At 76.2% G+C, this 10,198-nt stretch carries 2 protein-coding genes; both read left to right on the top strand.

The annotated features are described in order from the left end of the window. Positions 1 to 3,705 (top strand): SDR family NAD(P)-dependent oxidoreductase (locus tag ACZ6O2_RS35960; RefSeq protein ID WP_466026137.1); only part of this gene is annotated, 3,705 nt, incomplete at its 5' end. Between the two features lie 26 nt (positions 3,706 to 3,731). Further along, the coding region (locus ACZ6O2_RS35955) for a type I polyketide synthase (RefSeq protein ID WP_466026136.1) at positions 3,732 to 10,198 on the top strand (6,467 nt) is incomplete at its 3' end.

Below are 10,198 nucleotides of genomic sequence, written 5' to 3'. Positions count from 1 at the left end.
GTGCCGCCGACGTTGCATGTGGACGAGCCGTCGCCGCACATCGACTGGACGGCCGGTGCGGTGGCGCTGGCCACCGAGGCCATGCCGTGGCCGGCTGTGGATCGGCCGCGTCGGGCGGCGGTGTCGTCGTTCGGGATCTCCGGGACGAACGCGCATGTGATCATCGAGCAGCCACCGGCCGAGGTGGTGGAGGGTGAGGTCGTCGTCCGGGAGCTGCCGCCGGTGGTGCCGGTGCTGCTGTCCGCCCGCGACGCGGCCGGGCTGTCGGCGCAGGCCGGCCGGTGGGCGAGCTGGCTGTCGGCGGACGAACCACGGCGCCCGGTGGATGTGGCGTGGTCGTCGGTGGCGTCGCGGTCGGTGCTGGAGCACCGGGGCGTCGTGTCCGGTGCGACCCGGGCCGAGGTGCTGGCGGGCCTCGCGGCCCTGGCGGCGGGCGAGCCGTCGGGCGGCGTGGTCGCCGGCTCCGCCGCCGTACGCGGTCAGCTCGCGGTGCTGTTCTCCGGTCAGGGCGCGCAGCGTGCCGGCATGGGCCGGGAGCTGTCCGAGACGTTCCCCGTCTTCGCGACCGCGTTGGACGAGGTGTGCGCGCAGCTCGACCCGCTGCTGCCGCGCCCGTTGCGGGAGGTGTTGTTCGCCGAGGCGGGCACGCCCGAGGCGGCGTTGTTGGATCAGACGGTGTTCACGCAGGCCGGGTTGTTCGCGGTCGAGGTGGCGTTGTTCCGGCTGGTGGAGTCGTTCGGCGTCGTGCCGGACATGTTGGCTGGTCATTCGATCGGTGAGATCACGGCCGCGCACGTGGCCGGTGTGTTGTCCCTGGGCGATGCCGCCGCGTTGGTGGCGGCGCGGGGTCGGTTGATGCAGGCCCTGCCGGCCGGTGGCGGAATGTTGGCGGTGGCGGCCGACGAGGCCGCGGTGGTCGAGTCGATCGCCGGCCTGACCGACCGCGTGGGCATCGCGGCGGTGAACGGGCCTGATGCCGTGGTGGTGTCCGGGGCCGTCGACGCCCTCGAGGAGGCGGAGCAGTTCTGGCGGGACCGGGGAGCCCGGACCCGTCGGCTCACCGTCAGCCACGCGTTCCACAGCCCGCTGATGGAGCCGATGCTGGCCGAGTTCCGCGCGGTCCTGGACGGCCTCACCTTCGCGGCGCCGTTGCTGCCGGTCGTGTCGAACGTGACCGGTGCCCTCGCTGACGCCGACGAGATCCGCACGGTCGACTACTGGGTGCGGCACGTCCGTGAGGCGGTCCGGTATGCCGATGGCGTCTCCGCCCTGCGGGCGGCCGGTGTGGACACGTTCCTGGAGGTGGGGCCGCAGAGTGTGCTGACGGCGATGGCGGCGGACATCCTGCCCGACGACGACGCCGTGCTGGCCGTGCCGGCGCAGCGCAGGGACCGGCCCGAGGCACACGCGCTGCTGCACGCGCTCGCCGAGTTGCACGTCCACGGTGTGCCGGTGACCTGGCAGCAGTGGTTCACCGACAGCGGCGCACGGCGGGTCGACCTGCCCACGTACGCCTTCCACCGCGAGCGGTACTGGCCCGAGCCGGCCGCCCGGCCACGGACGACCGCGACCCACGGCGGCGACGCCGACTTCTGGGACGCGGTGGAACGGGCCGACCTGACCGCCCTCGCCGCCCAGTTCGGCGACGACGGCGCGGCCCTGGACGCCCTCACCCCGGCCCTGCCGGTCCTGTCGACCTGGCACCGGGCGCGGGCGCGGCGCGCGGTCGTGGACGGATGGTCGTACCGCGTCGGATGGAAGCGGACCGACCTCGCCGCCGCCCCCGGGAAGCCCGGCGCGTGGCTGCTCGTGACGGCCGAGGACGACCTCACGGACGGCCCGCGGGCGGAGGCGGTCACCAAGGCCCTCGCCGCCGTCGGCGCCGACGTGGTCCGGCTGACCGTCGACCCGGTCGGCACCGACCGGGCGGACCTCGCCCGGCGGCTGACCGACGCGCTGGCCGACGGACCGGTCGCCGGCGTGCTCTCCCTGCTCGGCCTCCGCGACCAGCCGCACCCGTCCCACCCGGCCCTGCCGGTCGGGACGGCCGCCACGCTGCTGCTGCTCCAGGCCCTGCACGACACCGGGGCGACGACCCGGCTGTGGTGCCTGACCCAGGGCGCGGTCGGCACCGGGGACGACGACACCCCGCGCGACGCCGCCCAGAGCGCGCTCTGGGGACTGGGCCGCGTGGCGGGCCTGGAGCACCCCCAGCTGTGGGGTGGCGTGGTGGACCTGCCCGACCAGGTCGACGCGACGGCCTGGGACCGGCTGGCGCGGGTGGTGACCGGCGCCGGCGACGAGGACCAGGTGGCCGTACGGCCCTCCGGGGTGTTCGTCCGGCGCCTGGTCCGGTCGGCGCCCGCCGCGCCCGACGCGGCGGAGCGCTGGCAGCCGTCCGGCACGGTGCTGATCACCGGGGGCACTGGCGCGCTGGGCGCTCACGTGGCCCGCTGGGTGGCCATCGGCGGGGCCGCGCACGTGGTCCTGACCAGCCGCCGTGGCGAGCGGGCCGCGGGCGCCGCGGAGCTGCGCGACGAGCTGACCGCGCAGGGCGTCCGGGTGTCGGTCGTCGCCTGCGACGTGGCCGACCGCGACCAGGTGGCGGCCCTGCTGGCGAGCCTGGAAGAGGACGACGCGCCGCTGACGGCCGTGGTGCACGCTGCGGGCGCCGGCGACGTCGGCATGATCGCCGAGACGGATCTGGCCGCGTTCGCCGCCGTGCTCGACGGCAAGGTCGCCGGCGCGGTGCACCTGGATGAGCTGCTCGGCGACCGGCCGCTGGACGCGTTCGTGCTCTTCTCCTCCATCGCCGGCGTGTGGGGCAGCGGCGGGCAGGCGGCGTACGCGGCGGGCAACGCCTTCCTCGACGCCCTCGCCGAGCACCGACGGGGGCGGGGCCTGGCGGCGACCTCCGTCGCCTGGGGGCCGTGGGCCGACGGCGGCATGGCCACCGGCGAGGCCGGGCAGCTGCTGGCCCGGCGCGGCCTGACGGCGATGGCACCGGCCGAGGCCGTGTACGCGATGCGGTACGCCGTCGGCCAGGCCCGGGCGGCGCTGACCGTGGCGGACGTCGACTGGGCGGTCTTCGCCCCGGCATACGCCTCGGCCCGCCCCCGACCGCTGCTCGACGACATCGCCGAGGCCCGGGAGGCGCTCGACGGCCACGGCGAGGAGCAGCCGGGCGGTGCCGCCGACGAGCTGCGGGAGCACCTGTCCAGCCTGCCCCGCGCCGAGCAGGGCCGGCACCTGGTCGACCTGGTGCGGAACCACGCCGCGGCCGTGCTCGGCCACCAGGGCACGGACCGGGTCAAGCCGCAGCGCGCGTTCAAGGAGCTCGGGTTCGACTCGCTGACGGCGGTCGAGCTGCGCAACCGGCTCACCGGGGCCACCGGCCTGTCGCTGCCCGCCACGCTCGTCTTCGACTACCCCAACCCGGCCGTCCTCGCCGAGCACCTGCTCGACGGGTTGCTGCCCGAGGCGCGGCAGGCCGACGACGGCGACCCGGCGGAGGCGGCCGTGCGGCAGGCGCTGGCGACCATCCCGCTGGCCCGCATCCGCGAGGCCGGGCTGCTGGACCTGCTGCTCAACCTCACCGACGCCGACGGCGGCGGCGACGAGTCCACCACCGACGGGGCCCTGGACCTCGACGAGATGGACGCCGACACCCTCGTCAGGCTGGCGCTTGACGGAACCGATTCCTGACCGTTGTCCCCAGTACGGAGCTCATGATGTCTACGTCCGCAGACAAGGTCGTCGAGGCGCTTCGCGCGTCGCTCAAGGAGACGGGCCGCCTCCGTCAGCTCAACCAGCAGTTGACCGCTGCCGCCCGGGAGCCGATCGCGATCGTCGCGATGTCCTGCCGCTACCCGGGCGGCGTCGCCAGCCCGGAGCAGCTCTGGGACCTGGTGGCCTCCGGCGGCGACGCGATCGGCGGCTTCCCGACCGACCGTGGCTGGGACCTGGACAACCTGTACGACCCGGACGCCGACCGGGCCGGCCGGTCCACCACCCGCGAGGGCGGCTTCCTCTACGACGCGGCCGACTTCGACGCCGAGTTCTTCGGCATCTCGCCCCGCGAGGCCGTGGCGATGGACCCCCAGCAGCGGCTGCTGCTGGAGACGTCCTGGGAGGCGTTCGAGCACGCCGGGATCGCGCCGGCGTCCATGCGCGGACAGAAGGTCGGCGTCTTCGTCGGGACCGCCGCCAACGGCTACGGGATGGGCCCGCAGAGCGAGGCCGAGGGCACCGACGAGGGCTACCTGCTGACGGGTACGGCCACCAGCGTCGTCTCCGGGCGGATCGCGTACGCCCTCGGCCTGGAGGGCCCGGCGGTCACGGTCGACACCGCCTGCTCGTCGTCGCTGGTCGCGCTGCACCTGGCGTGCCAGGCCCTGCGGCAGGGCGACTTCGACCTGGCCCTGGCCGGCGGCGTGTGCGTCATGGCCACGCCCAGCCCCTTCGTGGGCTTCTCCCGGCAGCGGGGGCTCGCCCCCGACGGCCGGTGCAAGTCGTTCGCCGCCGCCGCCGACGGCACCGGCTGGTCCGAAGGCGTCGGCATCCTGCTGGTGGAGCGGCTGTCGGACGCGCAGCGCAAGGGACACCCCGTCCTCGCCGTGATCCGGGGCAGCGCGGTCAACCAGGACGGCGCCTCCAACGGCCTCACCGCGCCGAACGGGCCGGCCCAGCAGCGGGTGATCCGGCAGGCCCTCGCCAACGCCCGGCTGACCACGGCCGACGTGGACGCCGTCGAGGCGCACGGCACCGGCACCGTCCTCGGCGACCCGATCGAGGCGCAGGCCCTGCTCGCCACGTACGGGCAGGACCGCCCCGCCGACCGGCCGCTGCTGCTCGGCTCGATCAAGTCGAACATCGGTCACAGCCAGTCCGCCGCGGGCGTGGCCGGCGTGATCAAGATGGTGATGGCGATGCGGCACGGGCTCGTCCCGTCCACCCTGCACGTGGACGAGCCGACGCCGAAGGTGGACTGGTCGGCCGGCGAGGTGTCGCTGGTGACCGAGGCCCGGCCATGGCCGGTGACCGACCGTCCCCGGCGGGCGGCGGTCTCGTCGTTCGGCATCTCCGGCACCAACGCGCACACCATCCTGGAGGAGCCGCCCACCCCCGACGCCGACGGCGCGCCCGCCGCCGACGCCGGCCCCGCGCCCGCCGCCGCCCTGCCGGCGGTGCCCGTGCTGCTGTCCGCCCGGTCGGAGGCCGCGCTGGCCGCGCAGGCCGGGCGCTGGGCCCGGTGGCTGGACGCCGACGAGGCCCTCCGCCCGGTCGACGTCGGCTGGTCGTCGGTGGTGTCGCGGTCCGCGCTGGAGCACCGCGCGGTACTCACCGCCGCCGACCGCGAGGACCTGCTGGCCGGGCTGCGCGCCCTCGCCGCCGGGCAGCCGTCGGGCGCGGCGGTCGCCGGGCAGGCGGCCGACCGCGGCCCGCTCGCAGTGCTCTTCTCCGGGCAGGGCGCGCAGCGCGCCGGCACGGGCCGGGAGCTGTACGAGGCGTTCCCCGTCTTCGCGGCGGCGTTGGACGAGGTGTGCGCGCAGCTCGACCCGCTGCTGCCGCGCCCGCTGCGGGAGGTGCTGTTCGCCCCGGAGGGCTCCGCCGAGGCGGAGCTGCTGGACCAGACCGCCTTCACCCAGGCGGGCCTGTTCGCCGTCGAGCTGGCGCTGTTCCGCCTCGTGGAGTCGTACGGTGTGGTGCCGGACTTCGTGGGCGGCCACTCGATCGGTGAGATCGCCGCCGCGCACGTGGCCGGCGTGCTGTCCCTCGGCGACGCGTGCGCGCTGGTGGCGGCGCGGGGCCGGCTGATGCAGGCCCTGCCGTCCGGCGGCGGCATGCTGGCGGTGGCGGCGGACGAGGCCGCGGTGGTCGAGTCGATCGCCGGCCTGACCGACCGGCTCGGGATCGCGGCCGTGAACGGGCCGACCTCGGTCGTGGTGTCCGGCGCCGTCGAGTCTCTCGACGAGGTCGAGCGGCTCTGGCGGGACCGGGGCGCGCGGACCCGCCGGCTGCGGGTCAGCCACGCGTTCCACAGCCCGCTGATGGAGCCGATGCTGGCCGAGTTCCGGGCCGTCCTCGACGGGCTCACGTTCGCCGCGCCGACGCTGCCGATCGTGTCGAACCTGACCGGCGCGCTCGCCGACGCCGACGAGATCCGCACGGCCGACTACTGGGTGCGGCACGTCCGCGAGGCGGTCCGCTTCGCCGACGGGGTCGCCGCCCTGCGGGCCGCCGGCGTGGACACGTTCCTGGAGGTCGGCCCGCAGAGCGTGTTGACCGCGATGACCCGCGACGTGCTGGGCCGGCACGCCGCGGCGGACGTCGACGAGGAGACCGCGCCGGTCGCGGTGCCCGTCCTGCGCGCCGACCGTGCCGAGGCGCGGGCCCTGCTCGCCGCCCTGGCCGAGCTGCACGTCAACGGAGCCTCCGTCGACTGGCCGGCCGTCTACGCGGGCGCCGGCGCGCGCCCCGTCGCCCTGCCCACGTACGCGTTCCAGCGGCAGCGCTACTGGCCGGAGCAGATGCCGGTGTCGGTCACCGGCCCGGTCAGCCCCGACGTGGTGGACGTCGAGTTCTGGTCCGCGGTGGAACGGTCCGACGTGGCCGCCCTGTCGGCACAGTTCGACGCCGCCGCCTTGGACGTCCTGGCCCCCGCCCTGCCCGTCCTGTCGTCCTGGCGCAAGGCGCGGCTGCGGGACGCGGTCGTCGACGGCTGGTCGTACCGGGTGGTGTGGAAGCGGACCACCGCCCCGGCGCCGGCCACCCCAGTGGGCGGCTGGCTGCTGGTCGAACCCGCCGGCGAGACGCCGGTGACGGAGTGGGCCGAGGCGCTCGCGGGCGCGCTGGCCGCCGCCGGCGGCGAGGTGTCCCGGCTGGCGGTGGACCCGCTCGCGGAGCGCGACGACGTGACCTCGCGGGTGGCCGAGGCCGTGGGGGAACGCCGGTTCTCCGGCATCGTGTCCCTGCTCGGCCTGCTGGACGCGCCGCACCCCGGCCAGCCGGCGGTGCCGCTCGGCACGGCCGCCACGATTGCGCTGGTGCAGGCCCTGCACGGCGCGGACGTCGCGGCGCCGTGGTGGACGGTCACCAGCGGCGCGGTCGGCACCGGGGACGGCGACCCGGTCCGCAGCGTCGCCCAGGGCGGCCTGTGGGGCCTGGCCCGGGTCGCCGGGCTGGAACACCCGCAGCTCTGGGGCGGCCTGGTCGACCTGCCCGACGGGCCCGACCGGGCCGACTGGGACCACCTGGTCGGCGTCCTGACCGGCGGCGGCCACGAGGACCAGGTCGCCGTACGACCCTCCGGCGTGTTCGTGCGGCGACTCGTCCGGGCCACGCCGGCCGCCGTGGGCACGGTCGAGCGCTGGCAGCCGTCCGGCACCGTGCTGATCACCGGTGGCACCGGGGCGCTCGGCGCCCACGTGGCCCGCTGGGTGGCGGCCAACGGCGCGGCGCACGTCGTGCTGACCAGCCGCCGTGGCGACCGCGCCCCGGGGGCGGCGGAGCTGCGGGACGAGCTGACCGGGCTCGGCGCCCGGGTGACCCTGGTCGCCGCCGACATGGCCGACCGCGCCCGGGTCGAGGCGCTGCTGCGCGACGTCGACGCGGACCCGGCGCCGCTGACGGCGGTGGTGCACGCCGCCGGGGTGGGCCAGCTGAACATGCTGGCGGACACCGACCTGGCCGGGCTGGCCGAGGTGATGGACGGCAAGATCGCCGGCGCGGTGCACCTCGACGAGCTGCTGGGCGACCGGTCGCTCGACGCGTTCGTGCTGTTCTCCTCCATCGCCGGCATCTGGGGCAGCGGCGGCCAGGCCGCCTACGCCGCCGGCAACGCCTTCCTCGACGCCCTCGCGGAGCGGCGCCGGGCCCGCGGCCTGGCCGCCACCGCCGTCGCCTGGGGACCGTGGGCCGACGGCGGGATGGCCAGCGGCGAGGGACAGGAACTGCTGGCCCGGCGCGGCCTCAGCCCGATGTCCCCGGCCCAGGCCGTGTACGCGCTGCGCAGCGCGGTGGGTCGGTCCCTGCCGTCGGTGACCGTGGCGGACGTCGACTGGTCCCTGTTCACCCCGGCGTTCGCCGCCGCCCGCCCCCGCCCCCTGCTCGACGACATCGCCGAGGCCCGGGACGCCCTGCGCGTAATCGACGGGGCGCCCGAGGACGCCGCCGGCGGCGGGCTGCGGCAGCACCTGCTGACGTTGCCCCGCGCCGAGCAGGACCGGTACCTGACCGACCTCGTGCGGACGCACACCGCCGCCGTGCTCGGCCACTCCGGCACCGAGCTGGTCAAGGCGAACCGGGCGTTCAAGGAGCTCGGCTTCGACTCGCTGACCGCGGTGGAGCTGCGCAACCGGCTCGGCGCCGCCACCGGGCTCACCCTGCCCACCACCCTGGTCTTCGACTATCCGAACCCGGCCGCCCTCGCCGACCACCTGTCGGCGACGCTGCGCCTGCACGAGGTCGACACCGTCACCACCTGGGGCCCCGCCGGGCCCGTGGACGACGACCCGATCGTCATCGTCGGCATGAGCTGCCGGTACCCGGGCGGCGTCGCCAACCCGGACGACCTGTGGGACCTCGTCGCCACCGGGCGCGACGGCATCAGCGGCTTCCCCGAGGACCGGCACTGGGACATGAACCGGCTGCTGGCCGTCGACGCCGACGGCCGACCGGTGTCGCACACCCGCGAGGGCGGCTTCGTCGACGACGCCACCGCGTTCGACCCCGGGTTCTTCGGCATCTCGCCCCGCGAGGCCGTCGCCATGGACCCGCAGCAGCGGCTGCTGCTGGAGGCCTCCTGGGAGGCCATGGAGCAGGCCGGCATCGACCCCGACGAGCTGCGCGGCAGCCGTACCGGCGTCTTCGTCGGCGCCTCCCCGTCGGGCTACGGCAGCGCCGACGTCCCCGCCGAGTTGGCGGGATACCAGCTCACCGGCGGCGCACACAGCGTCATCTCCGGCCGGGTGTCGTACACCTTCGGGCTGGAGGGCCCGGCGGTCACGGTCGACACCGCCTGCTCGTCGTCCCTGGTGGCGGTGCACCTGGCCGCCCAGGCGCTGCGCGGCGGCGAGTGCGACCTGGCGCTGGCCGGCGGCGTCACCGTCATGGTGACCCCGGGCGCCTTCGTCGAATTCTCCCGTCAGGGCGGCCTCGCCCCGGACGGACGCTGCAAGTCCTTCGCCGCCGACGCCGACGGCACCGGCTGGTCGGAGGGCGTCGGCGTGCTGCTGGTCCAGCGGCTCTCCGACGCCCGGCGCGAGGGCCGCCAGGTGCTCGCCGTCATCGCCGGCAGCGCGGTCAACCAGGACGGCGCGTCCAACGGCCTCACCGCGCCGAACGGGCCGTCGCAGCAGCGGGTGATCCGGCAGGCCCTGGCCAACGCTCGGCTGACCACGGCCGACGTGGACGCCGTCGAGGCGCACGGTACCGGCACCGTCCTCGGTGACCCGATCGAGGCGCAGGCGCTGCTGGCCACGTACGGGCAGGACCGGCCGGCCGACCGGCCGCTGCTGCTCGGCTCGATCAAGTCGAACATCGGTCACAGCCAGGCCGCCGCCGGCGTCGCCGGCATGATCAAGATGGTGCAGGCGATGCGGCACGGCCTGCTCCCGCCGACCCTGCACCTCGACGAGCCGACCCCCCACGTGGACTGGTCCGCCGGCGCGGTGTCCCTGCTGACCGAGGCCCGCCCCTGGCCGGCCGTGGACCGGCCGCGTCGGGCCGCCGTGTCGTCGTTCGGCATCAGCGGTACGAACGTCCACCTCATCCTGGAACAGCCGCCCGCCCCGCCCGCCGGGGACGAGCCCGATGCCGGCGGCGTACCGCCCCGGACGCCGTCGGTGGCGCCGGTGCTGCTCTCGGCCCGCGACGCGGCCGGGCTGTCGGCGCAGGCCGATCGCTGGGCGGCCTGGCTGAGCGGGGACGCGACCCCGCGTCCGCTGGACGTGGCGTGGTCGTCGGTGGCGTCGCGGTCGGTGCTGGAGCACCGGGCCGTCGTGTCCGGCACGACCCGGGCCGAGCTGCTGGCGGGCCTGGAAGCCGTGGCGGCGGGCGAGCCCGCGGCCGGTGTGGTCGTCGGCCCGGGCGGGCAGCGGGGCCAGCTCGCGGTGCTGTTCTCGGGTCAGGGCGCGCAGCGTGCGGGCATGGGCCGGGAGCTGTACGACGGGTTCCCGGTGTTCGCGACCGCGTTGGA

Source organism: Micromonospora sp. NPDC048040 (assembly GCF_055587185.1).
The sequence above is the reverse complement of the archived record's forward strand: the minus strand, read 5'-3'. Positions and strand labels throughout refer to the sequence as shown.